The sequence below is a fragment of the Bacillus sp. FSL W7-1582 genome, from assembly GCF_038593325.1.
Classification (GTDB): Bacteria; Bacillota; Bacilli; order Bacillales; family Bacillaceae; genus Bacillus; species Bacillus altitudinis.
In genome coordinates, this window is sequence record NZ_CP151987.1 from 2,998,669 (window position 1) to 3,021,208 (window position 22,540).

Sequence of the window (22,540 nt, forward strand, 5' to 3'; positions counted from 1 at the left end):
CCTCATTAGTTCGTTTTCATCAATAAGTAAATGAAGTAAGGTGCGCCTAAAGCAGAAACGACAAGTCCAACGGGCACCTCTGATGGAGCAAGTATGACACGCCCAAGTGTATCTGCAAGTAATAACAGCAGTGCACCAATCATAGCGGACGCCGGTATCATTCCTTGATGTTTCGGCCCAACTAGCTTTCTTGCGAGGTGTGGTGCCGCTAACCCTAGGAACGATATACTCCCTGCAACTGCGACACTTGCACCGGCTAATGCAACTGCAATCAGCATGAGAAAACTTCTTTCTTTATGAACTGAAATCCCTAAGCCATAAGATATCTGATCACCCAAATTCATGATATTTAAGTAGCGTGCCCTCACCATCGCTAATACAAGAAAAATCAGCATCCATGGCACGACTGATAAGACATATGTCCAGCTTGAGCCCCAAATACTTCCTGACAGCCACACAATGGCTTGGTTAAAATCATTTGGGCTCATCTTTAATTGAATGACTACAATTGCTGCCGAAAATGCAGCATTGATCCCAATACCAGTTAAAATCAATCGAACAGGCGTAATGCCCTTTTTCCACGCTAGCACATAAATGAGAAATGCAGCAAAGGCTGCACCTGCGAAAGCGAAAAGCGGCAGTACAAATATCGTAAAATCACCTAAGTTCGACATCGAGCCCTGAAAGGCAAAGATAAACAAAACAACCGCAAAACCTGCACCCGCATTTACACCTAGAATGCCGGGATCAGCTAAACCATTTTGAGAAACACCTTGCCAAATGGCACCTGATACAGCGATAGAAGCGCCAACAAGTAAAGCGATGACCATCCTTGGAAGTCTGAACTCGAATAATACAAGCTCATCCATTTCACTTCCGAGTCCAAAAAATGTTTTGAATGTATCCATCGGAGAAATCCTTATCTCTCCGGTATTTAAACTAATCAGGAACACAGCCACGATGGCTAAAAAGATCATGACCATCGTTCGTTTGTATTTCTTTTTCTTTGCCTGCTGCACCATTTCCATTTAAATTCCGCTCCTTTCACGTCTCGCTAAATATAAGAAGAAAGGAACGCCTATAATGGCTGTAATGGCACCAACTGGCGTTTCAAACGGCGCATTGACAAGCCTTGCCGCAATGTCTGCATAAATGAGCAAAATAGCCCCTAAAATAGCTGAGCAAGGTATAATCCAGCGATAGTCAACGCCGACCAAGAAACGCGTAACATGAGGAATCACAAGCCCGATAAAGCCAATAGAACCTGCAACTGACACGGCTGCACCTGTTAAAAGGATCACGACCAATATGCCAAGTACCTTGACTGTTCGTGTATATTGTCCAAGCCCTTTTGCTAATTCATCGCCCAAGCTTAAAACCGTAATGGAGCGGGCAAGAACCATAGCGATGATCAGTCCTACAACCGCAACTGGAATGATGATCTTAATATTGCTCCAATTTACCCCAGCCACACCGCCTGCGTACCAAAAACTCATATCTTGCGCGACGTCAAATCGAATGGCAATCGCTGAGGAAATTGAGCTTAAAAGTGCGCCAACAGCCGTACCGGCTAATGCGAGTTTTACAGGAGTAAGCCCCCCTTTTGAAAGGGTTCCAACCCCAAATACAATAGAAGCACCGAGTGCGGCACCCAAAAATGACCAAAGAATTAATGTAAAAGAAGATTGGCCTGGGAAAAAAGCAAACGCAATGGCAATCGCAAATGCAGAGCCATTTGTCACACCCATGATTTCAGGAGACGCAAGCGCATTTCTTGTCATGCCTTGCATGATGGCACCCGATACTGCTAAAAAGGCACCGACAAGTGCGGCACCAACTGTACGCGGCAGCCTCAGTTCCCTAATGATTTGATGTGAGGTTTGTTGTGAGTCAAAATGAAAGACGGCTTCCCATACCGTGTGTAAATGAATGTTTGCCGCTCCTAGCGATACTGATAAAAAAAGACCGAATGCTAAAGCAATGATTCCTATGATGACAACAGCTGCTGTACCAAAAGGCTTTGTCACAATATCTATCGCATCATCTTTAGCTGACAGCTGTTTATTCGATTGTGAGCCCAAAACCAGTCTCTTCCTTTCCGTTCATATCTATTCGTTATTAGTGATAATGATTATCAATCTCGGAGTCTAGTATATCACTTTCTTCACGTTTTGAAATCCTTGTTCTGATAAATTTCTTTATTTTCATCAAAAAACCGGGAGAATTTCACCATTTTCATTTTGGTCATAAAATAGCCGATGCATTTTTTCTTCTATCATGTTAAGATATAATCGCGAATGAGAATCATTATCATAAACAATTGAATAGGAGCGAACTTTTGTGAAAAAACGAACTGGACTTCTTTTGATTTCCTTCATGACCCTTATGATTTTTACTGCTGCTTGCGGCAGCACTTCCAATAAAGAATCGGGAGCCAAAAAAAATGACACGATCACCTATCAAGATGTAAAGGGTGAAGTGAAACTGCCTCAAAACCCACAACGAATTGTGCTTCTGGCGGAAAGCTATTACGGGGATCTCGTCACACTCGGCAAAACCCCAATTGCTGCCACTGCGCCCATCTTTAAAAACCCTTTCTATAAAGGAAAAACAGATGGAGTGAAGAATATTGGAAAATCTCCCTCTGTTGAGAAAGTAGCCTCTTTGAAGCCAGATATGATCATTGCTTGGGGAGAAGATGAGAAATTTGATCAATACAAAAAAATTGCACCTACAGTTGCCATTCAATACAATCAATATTCGTTTAAAGACCAGCTAAAAGAATTCGGTAAAATGACAGGCACATCAAAAAAAGCAACGGATTGGATCACAAAATGGGATGCCAAAATTGCTGAAGTGAAACCAAAAGTAACAAAAGCTGTAGGAAACAAAACCGTTTCGATCGTATCACCATTCGATAAGGGCATTTACATTTTCGGTAACACTTTTGCACGCGGTGGTGAAATCATTTATGACGAGCTGAAATTAAAAGCCCCGAAGGCCGTCCAAAAAGAAGCCATCGACAGTGGTGTCGGTTATGCAAACATTTCTCTTGAAAAGCTTCCAGAATTTGCAGGTGATTATATTTTCACAAGCCCATGGAGCGGTTCAAAAAGTAATGGCGATCAAGTGTATAAAAGCAGCATCTGGGCATCACTTCCTGCTGTCCAAAACAAACGCGTATTTGAAACAGATACAGTCGGTTACTTCTTTAATGACCCTGTGTCACTAGAAGGTCAGCTCGAATTTATTGTGGATCGATTAACATCTGCCTCATAAAAAAATACGTTTCTCCAATGCTGGAGAAACGTATTAGATTGTTGGCAAAGGGGTGAAATGAACTTTATTTTACCCCTTTGTCTTCTTTTCAGCGTGATAGAAAACCTTTGCAGTCTAGGAAGGACGAGTACTGGCGCGGAGCGAATTTGGCATTCGTGAGCACCAGCACGCAGGACTGACAAAGAATGCGAGGGTTTGTCTACACGCTGAAACGTTTCTCCAATGCTGGAGAAACGTATTTCTTATACTGTACCTTTGGCAAATTTTTTGGACATGAATGGGTAAAGTAAAATGCCAACTAAAAACAATCCAATACCAAGACCAAATGTTTTTAAATCAGCTGTGCCTGAAATAATGACCCAAGCGGAATACCCCATGGCCACAAGCGCAATGATCCCGTCTCTTGTCCGATTTCCTTTTTGGAGCTCATATGTGTCACCTTGCATGATGACCTTAAAGCTGTAGATCGACGACACGATATACGGAATGAGATACGCAAGTGTCGCTGATGTTGTTAAGAAAGTAAAGGCTTCATTAATCGTACGTGACATGACTGAGAAAATAAACAGCTGTGACATGATATTTGTGACAGTCAAAGCAAAAACAGGACTGCCTTTTTTGTTTGTTTTTGCAAACACTGCTGGGAAATCGCCAGCCTTTGCTGCTTGATAAGGGACTTCAGAACCAAGCAAAATCCAGCCGAGCATCGAACCAAATAAACAAATGATCGCAAGAAGTGCCATGACAATGCCGCCAGCCGGTCCGATAATCAGCTGAAGCACGTCTACGAATGGTTTATCAGAACCTTGCAATTGATCATGCGGCAGAACGCCCATTGTAATCAAGGTAATAATCATATAAATAGACAGTGCAATTAAAAGTCCTGTAATCGTCGCACGTTTGACATCACGCTGCGAGGAGGCTCTTCCTGATAAAATGACAGCAGATTCAATGCCGATAAATGCCCATAGTGTGGAAATGGCCGCATGATGAATTTGGCCTCCAAGTCCGAGCACTCCTTCACCACTTGCTGCTTCAACAGGGAAGTAATAATGTTCAAATAATGCTGTTTGGAATGCAAATAAGCCTGCGACAATAAAAAGGACGAATCCAAGCACCTTTGAAAAGGTCGTAATAAAATTCAGCTTACTTGCTGCGCTTAAGCTTGTAATTAAAATCGTATGAGTCCCCCATAGAAGGATTGTACATACGATAAACGTTGTGAGCTGACCAAGTGTGATCGCTTCTTTTCCAAAAGTAAAGATCTCCGTTTTCACGGTTAAAATTGGGAAAAAGGTTGTTAAATAACCAGCTAGGCTTGTGATAATGGCGACATTACTAATCCAGCTTGCCACCCAATATCCCCAAACCATTGTAAAACCGGCTGCTTTTCCTTTTTTCGGATCTTTAAAAAGCGCTCTTGCATAGCTTTGTGGTCCAGCTGTCAGCTGCGGTTTATGAATGGACAAATGTCCAAACACAAAGGCAATCATCAGTACGCCGCCACCTGTGACAAGCCATGCCATCGTCACACCTAAAGGACTTGCATGCTGGGCAAGTGTACTAGGCAGCATAAAGATGCCTGAACCTACCATATTTCCGACGACAAAAGCCGTCAATAACCAAAAACCCCATTTTTTTGTCTGTTCCATTTTCGTACCTCCGTTATATTCACTTTGGACCAGACCCGGCAGTATCTTCATTGATATATTTGTGAAGCAATGACTTGCATTCTTTATGTTCATGTTGGGTCACTTTCTTACCAGCATACCCTTTTCTTAGGCAATCAGAACATAAAAAAAAGCCTGAACAAAAGTCCATGCTTTTCAAAACATACACCTTGATCTCCGGATAGCCCTCCACGCTTCAAAGACGTGGCAGTCCTGCATTTGTTCAATGCAGACCCAGCATAAAGAAAGTTGGAGCTCTCTCTACACTTCGGCGCTGATGCCTTTTTTCTCATGATCAACGATTCCATCTCTCCCATGAGTGACTCATCATCCGCGCAACCTCTACCTCACTGAGACATAGCGTGAGGATTTCTATTCATTTTTACTACACGAAGGTTATCAAACATTCTCATATCTGTCAAAGGGAAAAACATAGAAAAAAGGCAGAGAAATGATTCTCCGCCTTTTTGTCAGCTTATTGATGGTTGTTTTTCTTCTTTTGGACAGCTTCCTGAAGCGGATCGCCTGCTAGTTCTTTACTTGCTTCTTCTAACAGCTGATCGACCTGCTGATGGTCTTTCTCGCTTTTCGCCTTTTTATCCTTTTGGAAAAATGACATCGCTATTTCCCCCCTTTTCATAAAATGCCTTTGCCTGTTTAATTTGTGCTACAGCGCTCAGCATTATACAAAGAGGAGCGGTTCATTCATCGTGAAAGGTCTGTCTCATTTTTTGCAAATACGTTAGAAAGGTCTTTAAGTCTTCCTCTGTGAAGTCTGACATCATATGCTGAATCACCTTTCCAAAAAGACGTGTATGCTTTTCGTAAATAGCCAGCCCTTTTTCCGTGGCTTCTAGCCGAACAAGGGAATGATCGTCCTTGTCCCTCTCTCTCTGAATGTAGCCTTGCTCACATAATTTATTGAGGGCAATGGAAGCGGCACCTGGGTTGAGAGAGAGTCTTTGTTTGAGCTCTTCAGCATGTGATACTTTTCCTTGTATCAATATAGAAAGAGCATATATCTGTGGAGGCGTGATGTCTTTTTCTAACTCAAGTAACTTGCGGTTTAATTTACGGCTGACTTCATAATGTACAAGAACAATTTCTTTTAAAATGTCTGCATTACTCATCCGAATCGCATCCTTATCGTTAGTGTCAACATGACTTCCTTCTTATTATAGAATGTTTTTCCAAACAGCCAACTATTTTATCCCATTTTTCTTTAGAAATAAGCCTTGCTGAATGGATTCACCCTTGATATAGTGAGTACTTGAACAAAAAACAGAACAGGAGTACGCATCATGACAGGAAAAACACATATTATGGGCGGAATTGCCGCCTCCACAGCCGTCGCCTATTATTACGGATTCGAACCAGTGACGATGGCTGCTGCAGGATCAGTAGGTGCCCTCATCCCAGATCTATGTCATACGAAAAGCAAAATCGGCAGGAAATTCCCGCTCCTTTCCACACTGATCAGTAGTGTGTTCGGGCACCGCACCTTTACACATAGTTTATTATTTCTGCTGATCATTTATTTTATTGCGACAACATACATTCCAAATGACAGCCTCAGTACCGGGTTACTAGTTGGGATGGCAAGCCACCTCATCCTTGATGCAGGCACAGTGAACGGTATTAAATTTTTGTTCCCTGCAACCATGAAAGTACGTCTCCCCTTTTATGTCAAAACAGGCAGCACAGGAGAACAAGTCGTACTAGCTGCTCTGACCATTGTCACCTGCTATCACATGGCTGTCATTTGCGGAATATCCATCCCATTGCCGTTTTAGAAAAAGAAAAAAGAGTTTTGCAAAAAAGCAGGATATGAATTGATCATTCCTCATTTTTTTAGTAGTTTTAAGATAAGTGTTTTTGCCTTGCAGCTGAATACAGAATGGTGAGGAGTTACATAAATGAAAGCGTTTTTCAAAAATCACTGGTTTTTAGTGTACTCCATCCTCTTTATGTGGATGAAAACATATATCATTTATCAATTCGGATTTCATATACGAACGGCCAATCTGTTTCACGAATGGCTGCTTTTGATTAATCCACTTAGCTTTTTGCTCCCTTTGTTTGGGATTGCTCTTTTCTTAAATGAAACGAAACAAAAGGTCTTTTTATTGACCACAAATTTTATTTTGACAGCCATTTTGATATCGAATACGATCTTTTACGGTTTTTATATTGATTTCATTACCATTCCTGTCTTATTTCAAGCAAAGAACATGGGAGATATGGGCAGCAGTATGACTGAATTGTTTCATCCGCTATTTATACTCATGCTGATTGATTTTGTGGTGCTGGCATGGCTCTTAAAACGGAAACCGCTATCACCAAAAGCGTCTTTTAAGACGATCAAAACATACTATGTGGTTTGCTGCAGCTTGCTATTGTTCCATGTCAGCTCAGCTTTGATGGACCACCCTCGATTTTTGACAAGCTCGTATGATCGAGAAGTCATTGTACGCAACCTTGGGCTGTTTCAATTCCATTTGTATGACGGTGCCGCTCAAACAGCACGTATTGGTCAAAAAGCCTTTGCTGACGAAGATACACTTTCAACAGTGGCAAACTACACAAAAGCTGATTACAGTGCACCAAATGAAGACTACTTTGGACTTGCTAAAGGCAAAAATGTCGTGTTCATTTCACTTGAATCAACGCAGCAATTTGTCATGAATCAAAAGGTGAATGGACAATACATCACACCATTTTTAAATCAACTTGCCAAAAAAAGCTTCTATTTCGATGAATTTTATCAGCAGACAGAGCAAGGCAAAACGTCGGACTCAGAGTTTATCGTCGCAAACTCCCTCTATCCATCTAGCAGTGGCGCTGTCTTTTTCACAGCGAGTGACAACGAATATGACACACTGTACAAGCAATTGAAAAAAGAGAATTATCAATCCGTCCAATTTCATGCGAATAATAAAACGTTCTGGAATCGTGATGTGATGTATGAATCTCTTGGGATTGACCGCTTTTATGATGTCGATTCATTTGATGTCAATGAACAGAATTCGACTGGCTGGGGCTTAAAGGATATCGACTTTTTTGACCAATCCATCGATTATTTAAAAAAGCTGAAAACGCCTTATTACAGCACGTTTATTACCTTAACCAATCACTTCCCATTTGAAATTGATCCAAAGGATCAGTTCATTGATGAATACGATTCGACTAGCACCATTTTAAACCGCTATGTGACCACCGTTCGCTATCAAGATGAAGCCATCAAAAGGTTCTTTGAACGAATGAAAGAAGAAGGACTATATGAAAATACAATGTTTGTCCTGATGGGAGACCACTATGGCATTTCAGAAGCACATCATGAGGCAATGGCAGAGCTGCTGAAGCAGGATGAAATCACACCGTTTGATGCGGTTAAACTGCAGCGGGTCCCTTTTTTGATTTACATTCCTGGGGTGACAGACGAGGCCCCTCAAACCATTTCTGAAACAGCCGGTCAAATGGATGTCAAACCGACACTTCTTCATTTACTCGGCATTGAATCAAAAGATTCTATTCAATTTGGAAATGACCTTTTCTCCAATGAGCGTACACCGTTCGCTGTGCTGAGAAATGGAAACTTTATTACGGATGATTATCTTTATACAAAGAACACGTGCTATGATCAAAAAACAAAACAACCTGTTGAAGAAGATGAAGTATGCCAGCCCTATATAGAAAAAACCAATAAAGAGCTGTCTCTATCAGATAAAGTGATCAACGGGAACTTACTACGTTTTTATCAGCATTAAAAGCTGCCCTCTGGCGGCTTTTTCTTTTCTCTTTTCCTGAAAGCCTATGAATGGTCAAATAAGTTTGATTATAATAAAGGATACACATGATGTTGAATGATAAAGAGGTGTGATCATGAAATATTTATTCTTAACCTTCGTCGCCATCTGTTTGCTCCTGACTGGGTGTCAAACGGAGTCGACGTCACCAGATCAAAGCAAAAAGACAGAACTTGTGATTTCAGCGGCGGCAAGCCTGCAGGATGCTTTGAAAGAGATTGAATCTGCCTATGAAGATGCTCATCCAAACGTGACACTCACGAATAATTTCGGGTCATCCGGCGCATTGAAGCAGCAAATCGCTCAAGGAGCAAAAGCGGATCTCTTCTTCTCAGCAGCTGTAGAGCCTTTTGATGATCTTGTTCAATCTGGCGACATCGATCAGGACCATACAAAAGATGCCATACAAAATGAGCTTGTCCTCATCGTGCCAAAAGAAGGTTCCTCTTCTATCAAAACCTTTCGCGATGTTGATCACATAAAAGGAAAGATAGCGCTTGGTACACCTGAAACTGTTCCTGCTGGTACATATGCAAAAGAGATTTTCACAAAACTGAATATATGGGACCAGGTGAAACAGAACGCTGTCTATGGCAAGGATGTTCGTCAAGTATTAAACTATGTCGAAACAGGAAATGTGGAAGCTGGTGTCGTGTATAAGACGGACGCGCTCGTTTCTCGCAAAGTAAAGATAGTAGATGAGGCAAATCAAGACATGCATTCCCCCATCATTTATCCAGTTGGCATTGTCAAACAGACCGAACATATGAAGGAAGCGAAAGCATTTTTTCAATATCTCCAATCAGATCCAGCCGCAGCGATTTTTAAAAAGTACGGCTTTCAAGTGAAATAATGCCGATGCTGACCGAAGATTTTCTTTCACCTATCTGGCTGTCCGTACAAGTGGCTGCTTTCAGCGGGTTATTGGCTGTCGTTTTAGGAACGTCCATTGGTTTTTGGATGGCCCGTACATCTTTCAAAGGAAAAATGATCGTGGAAACGCTCCTCATGATGCCGCTTGTCCTTCCGCCAACGGTCGTAGGATTTCTGCTGCTCGTCGTGTTCGGGAAGCACAGTGTGATTGGACAAGCCATTGAATGGATCTTCCATCAGCCTGTCATCTTCACTTATTGGGCAGCGGTCATTGCATCGACGGTTGTCGCATTGCCGCTCATGTATCAATCAGCGAAAGCTGGTTTTTCTACGATTGAGTCAGACATTGAAGGTGCTGCAAAAGTTGATGGTGCGCATTCTTTCCAGGTCTTTGCCTATATTACCGTCCCACTCGCACTGCCATCTCTTCTCTCTGGTGCGGTTCTAAGTTTTGCAAGGGCCTTAGGAGAATTTGGAGCGACTTTAATGTTCGCTGGCAACATTCCTGGGAAAACGCAAACCCTCCCAACAGCCATCTATGTGGCGATTGATTCTGGACGAATGGAACTTGCGTGGGCTTGGACGATTTGTATTGTGATCTTGTCTTTTCTCATGCTGTTGGCTGTGCGCCGAAGCAGGACTTAAAAAATCCCCTTCTCAAAAAGAGAAAGGGGATTCAGATTGTTGACAAAGGGCTAAAATGAACTTGATTTTAGCCCTTTGTCTTCTTTTCAGCGTGATAGAAAACCTTTGCTAGTCTAGGAAGCACCAGTACTCACTGACAAAATATGCGAGGGTTTGTCTACACGCTAAGGGGATAATTTTATTTATTCAAACCCAACCGTCATCGTTTCTGGATTAGACCCGACACGTTCGTTATTATTAAGTGCATTGATTTTTTCCATGTCTTCTTGTGAAAGCTCGAAGTCAAAAATGTCGGCATTTTGTTTAATGCGATCTTCATTGATTGATTTTGGAATAGTGACAACGCCGCTTTGCAAATCCCAACGCAAGATCACTTGAGCCACAGATTTGTTGTATTGTGCTGCAATTTCCTTTAATACGTCATGATCCAAAAGCTTTCCTTGCATCAGCGGAGACCATGCTTCAATTTGAATGCCTTTTTCTTTCGCATATTGTCGTAATTCGACAAGTGTCAGTTTTGGATGAAACTCCACTTGGTTCACCGCTGGAACAACCTCCGCATCTTTTAACAGCTCTTCTAAATGCTGCACGTAGAAGTTGCTGACACCAATCGCTCTTACTTTTCCATCTTTATAAAGCTTCTCAAGCGCACGCCATGTCTCTTTAAATGTATCTGCATTTGGTCCAGGCCAATGAATCAAATAGAGGTCTAAGTAATCAAGACCGAGCCGGTTTAAACTTGCATCGAATGCAGCAAGTGCTTTGTCATATCCTTGATCTGTGTTCCATACTTTTGACGTAATGAACAATTCTTCTCTTTTGACGCCAGATTCTTTAATGGCTTTCCCTACGCCTGTCTCGTTTTTATAAACGGCAGCCGTATCAATGCTGCGATAACCGTTTCGTATGGCTGCTTTGACGGCATCAACCACTTGGTTGCCGTCCTCCACTTTGAATACACCTAAACCAAACCATGGCATTTCTACTCCGTTATTTAGTGTTACGGTATCATTCAAGCTTTTGACCATGTTAACAACCACCTTTTCATAGATTCCATCTTTTTCATTATCTCATGTTGCGTTTGAAAACTCTATTATCAGGCGTTTCTCTTCGCTTCAATCGCTAACAGCAAAGCACCTGTCATACCTGCCTTGTCCTCAAGTCCAGGAGAGACAATGTATGTATCAAGCGGCGGCATGTCGACATAATCATTGACATACGCAACCAGCTTCTCTCGAATGAGCGGAAATAGCTGTTTTTGCTTCATGACGCCTCCACCCATTATGATTCGCTCTGGGCTTAATATCAGCGTGTATTGCATTAATGCCTGTGCTAAATAATCTGCTTCAAGAGACCAAACTTCTTCTTCTTCGGTAAGCTCTTTAGCCGGCTTTCCCCACCTTGCCTCAATAGCTGGTCCTGCCGCCAGTCCTTCTAAGCAAGTACCATGCGCCGGGCAGACACCCTCAAACTGATCTGATTCATGCTGCCTGACCAGGATGTGTCCCATTTCTGGATGTGAGTGACCGTGGAGAAGCTCATGTTTCACAACAGCCCCGGCACCAATCCCCGTACCGACCGTGATATACAGACAGCTGCTTAGCCCTTTGGCGGCACCTTTTGTCAGTTCACCTAATGCTGCGGCATTGACATCTGTCGTAAAGGACACAGGTACGCCTAATTGTTTCTCCAGCTCAGGTATCAACGGGTAATGCTTCCATTCCACTTTCGGCGTATTCATGATGTAACCGTAAGAAGGATCGTCATTCTGGACACAAATCGGTCCAAAGGAACCGACCCCTAATGCTGCAATTTCATGTTGCTGAAAAAATGGAATAAGTGATTGGATCGTTTTTTCCGGGTGCTCTGTTGGAATGGTTAATTCCTCTATGATATCACCATGTTCATTGCCAATGGCACAGCAGAACTTTGTCCCCCCAGCTTCAATCGCTCCGTAATATGTCATCCTGCCTCTCCCCCTGCTCGTCTCTTTTTTTCATCATAAAACATAGGGGAGAAGATGACAACATCATGTATTGGTCAGTAAGACTGCTTCCATGTCATTGATATATTCCCTTAAATGATGGGCAATATCACGATTGATTTCGCCATTTTCATATAAGGTTTGGATTTCATTACGAATCGTCTGTACAGCTTGGAAGTTAAGTTCTTTCTTCTTCCGGTCAAACGTACGATCCTTTTGCTGGAAGAAAGAAGGACCATGTTCACAGCGGAAAATCACTTGATTGTAAAACCCAATGACTTGATGACACGTTTGTTGATTGTCTTCAGTCATATGGTGCTTAATAGAATCCACCGCAGCTTCAGCCGTTTTCTTACGGATTTGTTTATACGATTCCTCGTTTTCTAATATGCCGCTCGAAATACGCTGATGCGGACGCCACAATTGAAGCCATTGTAGTAAGCGCAGAAACTTCACTTTTGAGAAACGAATTTTAAAGGAGTTGGAATAGAGCATTTCCAGCTCATGAAATCTCTCTTGCAGCTCATATGCTTCTTCTTTGTCGATTTTCTCTTCCTCAATCAACTGCTGAAGTTTCATCTGTTCTGCTTTAATGCCGTGCAGTCTGATTTTTCTCTCTTGTTTTCTCATACCAAACTGGTACGGTTCCCGCTGAATATTTCTCAGCTTCATTCGGTAATCATTGATGAGTGCAAGGGAGACTTCTCGATTGTCTTCATTCATTCCTTCTTTTAAGGTTTTAATGGCACTTCTCAGCAGCTTCCGTTTTGCGTGCTGAATCTTTGTATCTAAGTCCACATCCACTTGCTTATCTTTTTTCTCCGATAAAATAGGCAGCAAGACACTCGCTAAAATGAGTGTACATAAAATGACGCCTGCTGCGAGGAAAATAATTAAATGACGCTCAGGAAATGGTGATCCGTCTGCAAGCGTAAAGGGGATGGAGAAAGCACCTGCTAATGTAACAGCACCACGAACACCAGAGAATGTCATCAGCATGGAAGCACGCAGCTTCGGTTTTTTCGCGTTCTTCTTTTTCGATACACTCCAGTTTCCTGCCCAGAATAGCCATACCCATAGGAATCTGAGAATCATTAGACAGAATGTAATGATTAAAATGTAACTGATGACCTGCATATTATTAAAGGCTTCATCTTGGAAAATGACGGTCGATACATCAGGAATTTGTAACCCAAGTAAAACGAAAACAAGGCCATTTAAAATAAATAAAATAATATTCCACGTGTTTGAAGAAGCAATTTGCAGTTTTGCTAAATTCGCTTCCATTCGGTCTTGCTCGATGGCATGTGTCACACCACCGGCAACAACGGCTAAAATGCCGGATACGCCAATTTCTTCCGCTGCTAAATAAATCACAAACGGCGTGAGGATTTGCAGGATGATGTGCATTGTGACATCGTCCATGCCTAAACGGCGGAGAAAATAGCGAAAACGAATGATAAAAAACGACAGAATAAATCCGGTCAATAATCCGCCAGCAGCAATCAGAACAAAGCTAAAGGATGCCTCTGCAATGGAAAATGCCCCTGTAACCGTTGCAGCAATAGCAAATTTAAAAGCAACAAGTCCTGACGCATCGTTCATCAGCCCTTCGCCTTCCAGCAGTCTCATGATCCCCTTCGGCATATTCACACGGCTGGAAAGTGCACTTACAGCCACTACATCTGTCGGTGATAAAATCGCTGCAAGCGCAAATGCAGCTGGAAGTGGTATGCTTGGAATCATCCAATGGATGGTATATCCTGCGACAATGACCGTCGCAAATACGAGCCCTAAAGCTAATAGAAGAATGGGCGCTCTTAATTTCCACAGCTCGTCCCTTGGGGTACGCTTCCCATCATTAAATAACAGCGGTGCAATGAATAAAACGAAGAATAGCTCAGGATTTAAAGAAATATGTAAACCTGAAGGAAAAGCTGCGACCAATATCCCTAAACCCACTTGGATTAATGGAACTGGAATAAAGGGCAGAAAACGATTGATAATATTAGATGATGCAATGAGTGCTAGTAGTACGAGCACTGCCAAAAAAATCTCCACTAGTACATGTCCCTCCCATTTCATTTTTTCCGTCATGTTTTGCTTACATGCAAAGATGTGTTCATTTCTTTCAGATCCATCCGTTCGGTCATGAGCGTTTCTTTAGTATCCCGCAAAAAGCGAAACCAACACATAACAATCCATCTAGGCAAAAAAAGACTGAATCTACATATTCAGTCAAATGACAACATTTTCATCTCGTGTATTGTTCCAATGATGAATAAAGAACCTACTTTTATTTTACACGAAAACAGCTTGACCTGCTGACATCAAGCTCGAATAACACATAAAAAAAAAAGAGCGACACATCGCCCTCTTTTCGTTTTACCCTTTATTTAAAAAATAAGACCTAGCGGGAAGCCGCCATTTGAATAAGTAGGAACAAACCCTGCATATGACGAGGATGACAAACAGCAGATATAAAGCAAGCTCTCCTTGCGCTAAGCCGAGTCCGACGAGTAAACCGCCTAGGGCTGCCCATACTGCGTAAATCTCTGCTTTTAGCACAAGTGGCTTTCGTCCTGCTAATAAATCTCGCACAATGCCGCCGCCGCTTCCAGTCAAAATGGCTGCCACAATGACCGCACTGAGCGGGAGCTCTCTTTGTACAGCAAATAATGCACCTTGAATTGCAAAGGCTGCTAAACCGATCGCATCCGAGAAATTCCCCCACGTGCTCCAGTGCTTGAGCAAAAGCTTTGGAAATAGAAACACGATCGTAATGGATACAAGGGCAATGGTAAACATTTTGCCCTGCGACCATAAAGCAGACACCGGAAGACCAATTAATAGATTCCGAATCGCTCCACCGCCAAATGCTGTGACAATCCCTAAAATGTACACACCAAGAATATCGTACTCTTCCTCCATTGCGACAATCGCACCACTAATGGCGAATGCCACAATGCCTATAATACTTAAGACTTCCCATGCCATTTTCCGCTTATCTCCTTACCATTGTCTGATCATCTAACACTCTCCCCTTAATGTATATCTGACACAAATGAAAAGCAATACAAATTTTCTTTAAATTTTATCTTTTTGCAAAAATAAAAAATAGCCTGCTTAAAAGCAGGCTCAGATTGTTGACAAAGGGCTAAAATGAACTTGATTTTATCCCTTTGTCTTCTTTTCAGCGTGATAGAAAACCTTTGCAGTCTAGGAAGGACGAGTACTGGAGCGGAGCGAATTTGACATTCGTGAGCACCAGCACGCAGGACTGACACCGAATGCGAGGGTTTGTCTACACGCTGCAGCCTGCTTAAAAGCAGGCTATCTCCTCAATCTTCTTTTGCATTTAAAAGTAGCATACTAATGATGATCAGAATAAATGCAATGAGAGCTAAGAGTGGAATGGTGATAAAACCAAACCAGTTCAGATAATCAACGGAACAAGGAATACCGCTTAGACAAGGACGAATCGATGCAAAGCCTGGAATCTTTTGTTCCATATAATGATAGATGGAAAAGCAAGCACCAATCCCGGCCAAAGGGAGAACGTAGTACTTCACTTTGACATCGCCACGGAATGTAGCAATTCCAAGTAAAAGCACAAGCGGATACATGAAAATGCGCTGAAACCAGCACATATCACATGGTATAAACTTCTTTACTTCACTTAAATACAGGCTGCTCATCGTCGCCACAATCGAGACGATCCAAGCGCTGTATAAGTAAATCAGTTTATTCTTCATGATTTTTTCCCTTTCAGCTCTTGATCAATTAATTCTTTGATTTCATCATAGTCATAAAAGTTTTGGACTTGTTTATTGTTAATGAAAATAGTTGGTGTTGCATTTACTTTGTATTGATTCACCAGCTGATCATCTGTGTTCAACTGTGGCTGATATGTTTTCTTTGATAGGTTATCTTTCAGCTTGTCCGTATCAATTTTCGTTGTCTTCTTCGCCAATTCGGTGAGCTTTGCTGGCGTTACCCATTCTGCTTCACTATCTGGTTGTGCGTTGTAGACCGCTTCATGAAATGCCCAGAAGTTTTTCGGATCTTCTTTCCACACTTCTTCAGAAGCCAGTGCTGCTAATACCGCACCGTCCCCATGAACAGGCAGTGGTAAGTTAATAAATGAGAAGGATACATCGCCTTTATCTATGTAGTCTGCTTTCAATTTTGGGAAAATGTCTGTCTCAAATGATTTACATGATGGACATTTGTAGTCCCCAAACTCGACAACTTGCACTTTTGCCTTTTGATCTCCCATGACAGGCTGTCCTTTAATAGACGGCTTACTGTCGACTGTTTGTGCTTCTTGGCTGTTGTTGTTACCGATCACAACGAAAATACCGATGAGAAGAGCTGCAATGATGGTTAATATAACTGCAAACTTGATGGATGAAGATTGATTATTTTTTTTACTCACAAAAGCACCTACCTTATCTTTTTCATTCATTCCTTTACAAAGAAAAAGGATAACAGCTCAGGAAAATGCCATTATCCAACTTCTTCTATTTTAACAAGAGGGGGTCTATTATGAAAGACGCTATTCATGAATTTTTCCTTACAATTTTATTTCATGACCCTCATCGCATTTAAAACAGCCAGAACAGTAACACCAACATCCGAGAAGACGGCTTCCCACATCGTTGCAATACCGAATGCACCAAGTATGAGGAAGACGGCCTTCACCCCAAGAGCAAACGCAATATTCTGCCATACGATGGCTCTCGTTCTTTTAGCGACAGCAATAGCTTCCGCTACCTTCGATGGCTGATCTGTCATAATCACAATATCAGCCGCTTCAACTGCTGCATCTGAACCAAGTCCACCCATGGCAATACCTATATCCGCTCTTGCCAAAACCGGCGTATCGTTTATGCCGTCACCAACAAACAATAATTTGTCTTGAGATGCTTTTTTCTCATACATGTCTTCGATTTTGGCGACTTTATCCTGTGGCAATAATTCAGTGTGAACTTCGTCAATGCCGATCTGTTGTGCGACTGCATTTCCTACTTGCGCAGCATCCCCTGTAAGCATCACGGTTTGAATGCCCGCAGCTTTTAGAGAAGATATCGCTTCAACTGCATCGTCTTTTACTTCATCTGCAATCAAGATCGATCCCGCAAACTCACCGTCTATTGCTAAATACACAACCGTTCCGCTTCGTTTTTCTTTTTCAAAAGCAATGCCCTCTCGTTCCATCAGGCGATGGTTACCTGCCAATACATGAGCTCCGCGAATTGTCGCTTTGATCCCATGACCCGCAATATCCTCGTAAGATTCGATCTGGCTCTCATCAAGAGACGCCCCGTAAGCCGCCTTAATCGATTCCGCAATCGGATGCGAAGAATGCGCTTCTGCCAGTGCCGCAAAAGAAAGCAATTCCTCTTCTGACCATTTCTCATTCGCTGCTTCGATATGAGTGACTGTAAAGTTCCCTTTTGTCAAAGTACCTGTTTTATCAAACACCGCATAGCGCACAGAGTTCAAGGCTTCTAAGTAGTTACTGCCTTTCACTAAAATACCTCGTTTTGATGCGGCACCAATCCCGCCAAAGAAACCTAATGGAATGGATACAACGAGAGCACATGGACACGAAATGACAAGAAAGACAAGTGCCCGGTACACCCAATCAGACAATTGAGCTGATGGGATGAGAAGCGGTGGTACAAAGGCTAGCAATAAAGCTAGCACGACCACAGCAGGTGTATAATATTTAGCGAACTTTGTGATAAAGTTTTCTGTCTGCGCTTTACGGCTGCTTGCATTTTCGACTAAATCCAAAATCTTCGTAACCGCTGACTCACTGAGCTCTTTTTGCACTTCAATTTCAAGAATGCCGTTTTGGTTCACAAATCCAGCAAGCACTTCTTTTCCTGCTTCCACATCTCTTGGAACAGACTCCCCAGTTAGTGCAGAGGTATCCACAAGAGAATAACCGTCTATCACGCGTCCATCTAAAGGAATTTTTTCACCTGGTTTGACGACAATACGGTCACCCGCTTTGACTTCTTCCGGCTTTACCTTTTTTGTTTCTTGCCCCACTTTGAGGTTTGCGTATTCTGGACGGATATTCATTAATTCGCTAATTGATTTTCTAGAGCGGTTCACAGCTGCCCCTTGGAACAGTTCTCCAATTTGGTAAAACAGCATGACTGCCAGTGCCTCAGGATACTGCTGAATCACAAAAGCACCAACTGTAGCTATTGTCATTAAGAAGTTCTCATCAAATAATTGACCGCGCACAATATTTTTCAGCGCTTTCAAGACAACATCTCCACCAACTAGTAAATACGCGGCGAAAAACATGATGAACTTCAGTAAGCCATTATCAGGTATAAAATAAGCCGCCGTTCCAATGACTGCACCACCAATTAATTTCAGTACAATCGTTTTTAAATTCTTTGTTCCATGATCGTGATCGTGGTGATGTCCTTCTTCTTTTGGTGATACACTCACATGAGGTTCAATGGACTGAACGGTTTTTTCAATACGCTTTGACATCGTTTCTTGTGCATCAGCATGTGTCACAGTTAATGTACCCGTCGCAAAATTAATTGAGCAGGCTTCAACCCCTTCGAGTTTGCTGACACCTGTTTCAATTTTACGTGCACAGTTTCCACAATCGAGACCGCTTAATACGTATTCATCCTTCATCTTTTTCATGTTCTCACCTTTTTCTATATAAGTAGCCTTCCCTGATTCAATCAAACCTATCAGCTGCTGTAGATATTATATATGAGCACATATTCATATATTGAATTACCCTTATTATATGAGGAGTTCTTACAAACTGTCAATCATTTATAAGCAAATGTTTGAGATTTTTCGTATTCAAGGATGTCACGTGAATTTTCAATAATCCATGCTCATGTCCCCTCTTCGTTGCATAACATAAAAACGATCGCTTGATGGGAATATTCAGCATTTCTCTTTACAAAAGAAGGACATACGATTAGAATAAGATAAAAGTTTCCTTAAGGAAACAAATTAGCGTTAGAGAATCATTTCATCCTTTAGTCAAAATTATTAAATGTATGCATATATTTTTAGGAAACGCAATTGATGATCGAAAGGGGCCGCAAGAGATGTCAAACGCTTTAACAATCGACCGCCTGTATGTCTCATACCACGGACAGGATGCACTAGAAAACGTCTCTCTTTCCATACAGGAAGGAACGATGACTGGAATCATTGGTCCAAATGGTGCTGGTAAATCGACTTTATTGAAAGCATGTTTAGATTTAATTGAAAAGGATCAAGGGGATATTCGTTTTTTTGAACAACCCTTTAAACAAGTGAGAAAACAGATCGCCTATGTACCGCAAAGAAATGATCTAGACTGGACGTTTCCTATCCATGTGCTGGATACCGTACTGCTTGGCACATACCCAAAGCTCGGATTGATCAAACGACCGAAAAAAGAAGACCGTGCCTATGCGTACCATTGCTTAGAAAAAGTCGGAATGCAGGACTTTGCCAAAAGACAGATTGGGGAATTATCTGGCGGTCAGCAGCAGCGTGTCTTCCTTGCACGAGCACTCGCTCAAAACGCACAGCTCTTTTGTTTAGATGAACCATTTGTCGGAATTGATATGGCAAGTGAAGAAACGATGATCGGCATTTTGAAGGAATTACGAGATGAAGGAAAAACCATTCTGGTCGTCCACCATGACTTAAGTAAAGCTGATGATTACTTCAGCCATCTCGTTCTTCTAAATAAGAAGCTGGTCAAAGCAGGGCCTGTCCATGATATTCTTCGTCCTGAGGTCATGCTCCAAGCATACGAAACACAGCTGCCATTTTTAAAATCAGCAGGAGGAGACGCGTAATGGAATTCTTAACCGGACTTTTTGAATATGCGTTTTTACAAAAAGCGTTATTTACATCCGTTATGGTAGGGATCATCTGCGGCGTCATTGGCTGCTTTATCATATTACGGGGAATGGCTTTGATGGGAGATGCGATTTCACACGCTGTACTTCCAGGTGTCGCCATCTCTTATATGCTCGGCATTAACTTTTTCTTTGGTGCGGTTCTAACCGGTGTACTGACAGCCATCGGCATCGGATATGTCAGTCAAAACAGCCGCATTAAAAATGATTCTGCCATCGGGATCGTATTCACTGCTTTTTTTTCCATTGGGATCATTTTGATTACATTTTTGAAAAGTTCCAGCGATTTATATCATATCTTATTCGGAAACGTACTAGCCGTTCGTTCATCTGATATGTGGATCACGCTTGGCATCGGAATTTTCATTTTGCTGGCTGTCATTGTTTTCTACAAAGAACTGCTCATTAGTTCATTTGATCCAGTGATTTCTTCCGTTTACGGTTTACCGAATCGCATGATCCATTATTTCCTCATGACCTTATTGACCTTAGTGACCGTGGCATCCCTGCAAACTGTAGGTATTATTCTTGTTGTTGCAATGCTTATTACACCAGCTGCCACCGCTTATTTATTGACAGACCGGCTATGGATCATGATTTATTTATCTGCTTTTTTTGGAGCAGTTTCAGCCGTCGTAGGACTTGGGCTCAGCTTTACGTATAACTTGTCGTCTGGTGCTTCCATTGTACTGGTCGCGACCATATTATTCGGCAGTGCCTTTATCTTTTCACCGAAACAAGGGATATTGTGGAGATCCTTAAAATCGAAGCGAAAACGAACACAGTTAAAAAAGGAAGCGTCTATGTAAAAGGAGGACATATATGAAGAAGGTATTAGCAATCCGTTTGACCGCAGTATGTATTGCCCTTTTGGTCATCACAGGCTGTTCTACTCAGCAAAAAAGTTCCGGAAAAGATGACGGTACATTAAAAGTTGTCACGACCTACTCCATTCTTTATGACATTGTGAAGGAAGTAGGAGGACAGCATGTCTCTATTCACAGCATTGTTCCCATTGGTACAGACCCACATGAATTTGACCCACTGCCAAAGGATGTTCAGTATACGACGGATGCAGACCTTGTTCTATCTAATGGCTTGAACCTTGAAACAGGGAATGGCTGGTTTCAAAAACTGCTTGAATCGAGCGGCAAGGACGGGGATGATGCACCTGTAGCCGAACTGAGTAAAGGTGTCAAAGTGAAGCATTTGTCTTCAAAAGGGCTTGAAAGCCAGCAGGACCCACACGCATGGCTGAATGTCGAGAATGGGATTCTTTATGCGCAAAATGCCAGAGATGCGCTCATTCAAGCAGATCCTGAGCATAAAGAGGATTACGAGAAAAATGCTGAAACCTATATCAAAAAGCTTCAAACGCTTCACGATGAAGCAAAAGACAAGTTTGATCAACTACCAAAAGACAAAAAACTCCTTGTCACAAGCGAAGGGGCATTCAAATATTTTGCGGATGCGTATGGACTGAAAGCCGGCTACATTTGGGAGATCAACACAGAAAGTGAAGGAACACCTGGACAAATGAAGCGCATCATTCATTTTGTCAAAGACCATCAAGTTCCTGCCCTTTTTCTTGAAACAAGTGTAGATAAGCGCAGCCTTGAAAGCCTATCTGAGGAAACCGGAGTTCCGATTAAGGGGAAAGTATTTACGGATTCTATTGGCAAAGAAGGTGAAGATGGGGACAGCTACTATAAGATGATGAAATGGAATATTGACACCATTTATAAAGGACTGTCATCATAAGAAAAGACAGGTGGAGTAAATCCGCCTGTCTTTTTTGTCATCCTGCTATATTCTCCGGGTGTTTTTTCGGCCAAATGACGTAGCTGATGCTAATGATGAAATCAATGGTTAAGACCATCCCCCACACACTGACAAGCTGCATCAGAGATTCCGTTCGTTCTGGTGCTTGGATGAGATAGGTCAATCCATATAATAGCCCCGCTCCGATGACATAAGAGATGAAATGACGCGTCCAGCCCACCATTTCATACAAAGACCGCTCCTTCCCGTACTTTGGTTTCCCCTTTGGCTTAGGGCCTCCTGCAAAACGATAAGCAAACTTAGCATCCGCCCATTTCACCATTTGATGTCCAAAGGCCAGACTCACACCAATATAAACAGCCGCAAGCCCGTGAATGACGCTCGCCACAGCCCCTTGCTTTAAATCTATATAAGTAGCCGCAAGAAGGATGAGATCTAAAACCGGCGTACAGACAAGAAAGAAAGCACCCCATTTTTTCTGTTTAAACACATAACGCAGTGTTAAGCCCATAAGAATAAACAGCCAAAAACCAATTTCACATGCCACAATCAATAAACCGACCAATTTCCCCCACATCCTTTTTAACA

The 22,540-nt window shown here is 42.2% G+C and carries 21 protein-coding genes and 1 riboswitch; of the genes, 8 read left to right on the plus strand and 13 right to left on the minus strand.

Annotated features, from left to right (window positions below; all coding sequences use genetic code 11):
- Positions 1 to 5 precede the first annotated feature (5 nt).
- On the minus strand, positions 6 to 1,028 hold the full coding sequence (locus NSQ11_RS15565; protein ID WP_007500263.1) for an iron ABC transporter permease: 1,023 nt from the start codon (positions 1,026 to 1,028) through the stop codon (positions 6 to 8).
- Positions 1,029 to 2,081 (minus strand): iron ABC transporter permease, encoded by a 1,053-nt coding sequence (locus tag NSQ11_RS15570; protein ID WP_017368049.1) that lies wholly within the window; start codon positions 2,079 to 2,081, stop codon positions 1,029 to 1,031. It lies immediately after the preceding gene.
- 259 nt (positions 2,082 to 2,340) lie between these two features.
- On the opposite strand from NSQ11_RS15570, the gene NSQ11_RS15575 reads away from it, so the two are divergent.
- Positions 2,341 to 3,279 (plus strand): ABC transporter substrate-binding protein, encoded by a 939-nt coding sequence (locus tag NSQ11_RS15575; RefSeq protein ID WP_025207967.1) that lies wholly within the window; start codon positions 2,341 to 2,343, stop codon positions 3,277 to 3,279.
- Between the two features lie 242 nt (positions 3,280 to 3,521).
- On the opposite strand, the gene NSQ11_RS15580 is transcribed toward NSQ11_RS15575, so the two are convergent.
- From NSQ11_RS15580 to NSQ11_RS15590, 3 genes are all read right to left on the minus strand, one after another.
- The gene (locus NSQ11_RS15580) at positions 3,522 to 4,931 is read right to left on the minus strand and encodes an amino acid permease (RefSeq protein ID WP_035701368.1); all 1,410 of its coding nucleotides are present in this window, start codon (positions 4,929 to 4,931) and stop codon (positions 3,522 to 3,524) included.
- A gap of 192 nt (positions 4,932 to 5,123) precedes the next feature.
- A riboswitch (Lysine riboswitch) is annotated at positions 5,124 to 5,302 on the minus strand.
- Positions 5,303 to 5,424: 122 nt separating this feature from the next.
- Positions 5,425 to 5,568, minus strand: coding sequence for a small acid-soluble spore protein SspJ (sspJ, locus tag NSQ11_RS15585; RefSeq protein WP_008347117.1), 144 nt, complete (start codon positions 5,566 to 5,568; stop codon positions 5,425 to 5,427).
- Between the two features lie 82 nt (positions 5,569 to 5,650).
- Entirely contained in the window at positions 5,651 to 6,079 is a 429-nt protein-coding gene (locus tag NSQ11_RS15590; protein ID WP_007500254.1) for a MarR family transcriptional regulator, read from the minus strand.
- 171 nt (positions 6,080 to 6,250) lie between these two features.
- Between NSQ11_RS15590 and NSQ11_RS15595 the strand changes: the two genes are divergently transcribed.
- From NSQ11_RS15595 to modB, 4 genes are all read left to right on the plus strand, one after another.
- A complete protein-coding gene (locus NSQ11_RS15595) occupies positions 6,251 to 6,742 on the plus strand; it encodes a metal-dependent hydrolase (protein WP_341042087.1) in 492 nt (163 codons plus the stop codon).
- 123 nt (positions 6,743 to 6,865) lie between these two features.
- Positions 6,866 to 8,716, plus strand: a complete 1,851-nt coding sequence (locus NSQ11_RS15600; RefSeq protein ID WP_116306210.1) for an LTA synthase family protein — start codon at positions 6,866 to 6,868, stop codon at positions 8,714 to 8,716.
- 115 nt (positions 8,717 to 8,831) lie between these two features.
- Positions 8,832 to 9,608, plus strand: a complete 777-nt coding sequence (modA, locus tag NSQ11_RS15605) for a molybdate ABC transporter substrate-binding protein (RefSeq protein ID WP_342501152.1) — start codon at positions 8,832 to 8,834, stop codon at positions 9,606 to 9,608.
- Positions 9,608 to 10,273: a molybdate ABC transporter permease subunit gene (gene modB, locus NSQ11_RS15610; protein ID WP_342501153.1), complete on the plus strand. Its 666-nt coding sequence runs from the start codon at positions 9,608 to 9,610 to the stop codon at positions 10,271 to 10,273. Before modA ends, modB begins: the two co-directional genes overlap by 1 nt.
- Positions 10,274 to 10,455: 182 nt before the next feature.
- Here the strand turns inward: modB and NSQ11_RS15615 are convergent, their stop codons facing one another.
- From NSQ11_RS15615 to NSQ11_RS15645, 7 genes are all read right to left on the minus strand, one after another.
- On the minus strand, positions 10,456 to 11,301 hold the full coding sequence (locus NSQ11_RS15615; protein ID WP_008347122.1) for an aldo/keto reductase: 846 nt from the start codon (positions 11,299 to 11,301) through the stop codon (positions 10,456 to 10,458).
- Between the two features lie 68 nt (positions 11,302 to 11,369).
- A complete protein-coding gene (locus NSQ11_RS15620; protein ID WP_335357898.1) occupies positions 11,370 to 12,239 on the minus strand; it encodes an ROK family protein in 870 nt (289 codons plus the stop codon).
- A gap of 63 nt (positions 12,240 to 12,302) precedes the next feature.
- Entirely contained in the window at positions 12,303 to 14,318 is a 2,016-nt protein-coding gene (locus NSQ11_RS15625; protein ID WP_039963778.1) for a Na+/H+ antiporter, read from the minus strand.
- Positions 14,319 to 14,642: 324 nt separating this feature from the next.
- The gene (locus NSQ11_RS15630; protein WP_007500242.1) at positions 14,643 to 15,254 is read right to left on the minus strand and encodes a trimeric intracellular cation channel family protein; all 612 of its coding nucleotides are present in this window, start codon (positions 15,252 to 15,254) and stop codon (positions 14,643 to 14,645) included.
- 344 nt (positions 15,255 to 15,598) lie between these two features.
- Positions 15,599 to 16,012, minus strand: a complete 414-nt coding sequence (locus NSQ11_RS15635; protein ID WP_007500241.1) for a disulfide oxidoreductase — start codon at positions 16,010 to 16,012, stop codon at positions 15,599 to 15,601.
- On the minus strand, positions 16,009 to 16,725 hold the full coding sequence (locus NSQ11_RS15640) for a DsbA family protein (protein WP_007500240.1): 717 nt from the start codon (positions 16,723 to 16,725) through the stop codon (positions 16,009 to 16,011). Before NSQ11_RS15640 ends, NSQ11_RS15635 begins: the two co-directional genes overlap by 4 nt.
- A 116-nt stretch (positions 16,726 to 16,841) precedes the next feature.
- Positions 16,842 to 18,941: a heavy metal translocating P-type ATPase gene (locus tag NSQ11_RS15645; RefSeq protein ID WP_182488923.1), complete on the minus strand. Its 2,100-nt coding sequence runs from the start codon at positions 18,939 to 18,941 to the stop codon at positions 16,842 to 16,844.
- 422 nt (positions 18,942 to 19,363) lie between these two features.
- Between NSQ11_RS15645 and NSQ11_RS15650 the strand changes: the two genes are divergently transcribed.
- From NSQ11_RS15650 to NSQ11_RS15660, 3 genes are read left to right on the plus strand one after another with little or no spacing between them, the layout of a single operon-like run.
- A complete protein-coding gene (locus NSQ11_RS15650; protein ID WP_008347622.1) occupies positions 19,364 to 20,107 on the plus strand; it encodes a metal ABC transporter ATP-binding protein in 744 nt (247 codons plus the stop codon).
- The gene (locus NSQ11_RS15655; protein WP_007500236.1) at positions 20,107 to 20,979 is read left to right on the plus strand and encodes a metal ABC transporter permease; all 873 of its coding nucleotides are present in this window, start codon (positions 20,107 to 20,109) and stop codon (positions 20,977 to 20,979) included. Before NSQ11_RS15650 ends, NSQ11_RS15655 begins: the two co-directional genes overlap by 1 nt.
- A 13-nt stretch (positions 20,980 to 20,992) precedes the next feature.
- On the plus strand, positions 20,993 to 21,931 hold the full coding sequence (locus NSQ11_RS15660; protein WP_206115752.1) for a metal ABC transporter substrate-binding protein: 939 nt from the start codon (positions 20,993 to 20,995) through the stop codon (positions 21,929 to 21,931).
- Positions 21,932 to 21,968: 37 nt separating this feature from the next.
- On the opposite strand, the gene NSQ11_RS15665 is transcribed toward NSQ11_RS15660, so the two are convergent.
- The gene (locus NSQ11_RS15665; protein WP_047945414.1) at positions 21,969 to 22,517 is read right to left on the minus strand and encodes a hypothetical protein; all 549 of its coding nucleotides are present in this window, start codon (positions 22,515 to 22,517) and stop codon (positions 21,969 to 21,971) included.
- Positions 22,518 to 22,540 lie beyond the last annotated feature (23 nt).

What these genes read in the sequence shown, in the direction of transcription:
- NSQ11_RS15565 (WP_007500263.1), bottom strand. Translation starts at nt 1,028, where the DNA reads ATGGAAATGGTGCAGCAGGCAAAGAAAAAGAAATACAAACGAACGATG.
- NSQ11_RS15580 (WP_035701368.1), bottom strand. Translation starts at nt 4,931, where the DNA reads ATGGAACAGACAAAAAAATGGGGTTTTTGGTTATTGACGGCTTTTGTC.
- sspJ (WP_008347117.1), bottom strand. Translation starts at nt 5,568, where the DNA reads ATGTCATTTTTCCAAAAGGATAAAAAGGCGAAAAGCGAGAAAGACCAT.
- NSQ11_RS15590 (WP_007500254.1), bottom strand. Translation starts at nt 6,079, where the DNA reads ATGAGTAATGCAGACATTTTAAAAGAAATTGTTCTTGTACATTATGAA.
- NSQ11_RS15595 (WP_341042087.1), top strand. Translation starts at nt 6,251, where the DNA reads ATGACAGGAAAAACACATATTATGGGCGGAATTGCCGCCTCCACAGCC.
- NSQ11_RS15600 (WP_116306210.1), top strand. Translation starts at nt 6,866, where the DNA reads ATGAAAGCGTTTTTCAAAAATCACTGGTTTTTAGTGTACTCCATCCTC.
- modA (WP_342501152.1), top strand. Translation starts at nt 8,832, where the DNA reads ATGAAATATTTATTCTTAACCTTCGTCGCCATCTGTTTGCTCCTGACT.
- modB (WP_342501153.1), top strand. Translation starts at nt 9,608, where the DNA reads ATGCCGATGCTGACCGAAGATTTTCTTTCACCTATCTGGCTGTCCGTA.
- NSQ11_RS15615 (WP_008347122.1), bottom strand. Translation starts at nt 11,301, where the DNA reads ATGGTCAAAAGCTTGAATGATACCGTAACACTAAATAACGGAGTAGAA.
- NSQ11_RS15620 (WP_335357898.1), bottom strand. Translation starts at nt 12,239, where the DNA reads ATGACATATTACGGAGCGATTGAAGCTGGGGGGACAAAGTTCTGCTGT.
- NSQ11_RS15630 (WP_007500242.1), bottom strand. Translation starts at nt 15,254, where the DNA reads ATGGCATGGGAAGTCTTAAGTATTATAGGCATTGTGGCATTCGCCATT.
- NSQ11_RS15635 (WP_007500241.1), bottom strand. Translation starts at nt 16,012, where the DNA reads ATGAAGAATAAACTGATTTACTTATACAGCGCTTGGATCGTCTCGATT.
- NSQ11_RS15640 (WP_007500240.1), bottom strand. Translation starts at nt 16,725, where the DNA reads ATGAATGAAAAAGATAAGGTAGGTGCTTTTGTGAGTAAAAAAAATAAT.
- NSQ11_RS15645 (WP_182488923.1), bottom strand. Translation starts at nt 18,941, where the DNA reads ATGAAAAAGATGAAGGATGAATACGTATTAAGCGGTCTCGATTGTGGA.
- NSQ11_RS15650 (WP_008347622.1), top strand. Translation starts at nt 19,364, where the DNA reads ATGTCAAACGCTTTAACAATCGACCGCCTGTATGTCTCATACCACGGA.
- NSQ11_RS15655 (WP_007500236.1), top strand. Translation starts at nt 20,107, where the DNA reads ATGGAATTCTTAACCGGACTTTTTGAATATGCGTTTTTACAAAAAGCG.
- NSQ11_RS15660 (WP_206115752.1), top strand. Translation starts at nt 20,993, where the DNA reads ATGAAGAAGGTATTAGCAATCCGTTTGACCGCAGTATGTATTGCCCTT.